The organism is Pseudomonas sp. P5_B2 (genome assembly GCF_056400445.1).
Window position 1 is genome coordinate 1 of sequence record NZ_JBFULH010001139.1, and the last position, 953, is coordinate 953.

General features: G+C 60.0%; 1 protein-coding gene. It reads right to left on the minus strand.

Features of this window, described 5'->3' with window-relative positions; all coding sequences use genetic code 11:
- On the minus strand, positions 1 to 944 hold a 944-nt coding region (locus AC1DRJ_RS29735), incomplete at its 3' end, for an MSMEG_0568 family radical SAM protein (protein WP_477805272.1).
- Between the last annotated feature and the right edge of the window lie 9 nt (positions 945 to 953).

The following is a 953-nucleotide window of genomic DNA, read 5'->3' on the forward strand; positions in this document are numbered from 1 at the left end:
GGTTTGGGGTGACGGGCGAGCGGGGTACCATCGATAGGCACGAACGGCACTACGAACGGATACACCCCGACACTCGCTAAGCGTTCGCTCATTTGCGCAATGGCGTCCTCGCTGTCGCCGAGCCCCGCCAGGATGTAAGTACTGACCTGACCGCGACCGAACACCTGAACAGCAGCATCGAAGGCGCTGAAGTAACGCTCCAAGGGCACCTCCGCCTTACCGGGCATGATGCGTTGACGTACAGCATCGGTGACCGCTTCAAGGTGCATGCCCAAAGAAACCACTCCGCTGTCTTTAAGTCGCTGGAACCAGGCATCGTCGTCTGGCGGCTCGCATTGCGCCTGGATGGGCAGGTCAACGGCGGCTGTTACCGCTGCGGCGGATTCACACAAGATCGCTGCCCCTCGGTCACTGGTTTGCGGGGTGCCGGTGGTCATCACCATGTGTTTTACGTTGTCCAGTTCCACCGCTGCCTTCGCCACTTCCGCCAGTTGCGCAGGGCGCTTTCGGGCGATGGTCTTGCCATTGATCAGGGACTGGCTGATGGCGCAAAACTGACAAGATGTGGCCGCTTCATTCATGCGAATGCAATGTTGCAGGATGGTGGTGGCCAAGACGTCCTTGCTGTGCAACGTGGCGATTTTCCAGTAAGGGGTGCCGTCCTCGGTTTGAAGCCCATAAAACCTCGGCACGCCGGGGAGCTGAACTTGGCCGACCTGCAAACCCTCACGGAAAATCAGGGCCTGGGCACCGCTGGCGTCTGGAATTGCGGAGTAGGGCGAGTCAAGCGATGCTCTGTTCAGCATCGGCACCATGGCGGTGTGTTCACCCAGGCTCAGTGCCTTGTGATCGGATGGCCCGGCTCCGCCTTTGCGGGACAAACCATCGGCGCCATCCCAGCGGACGCCATGGCATTGCAGTTCGGCGAGAAGGTCAGAATTCAGGTTCTTGAC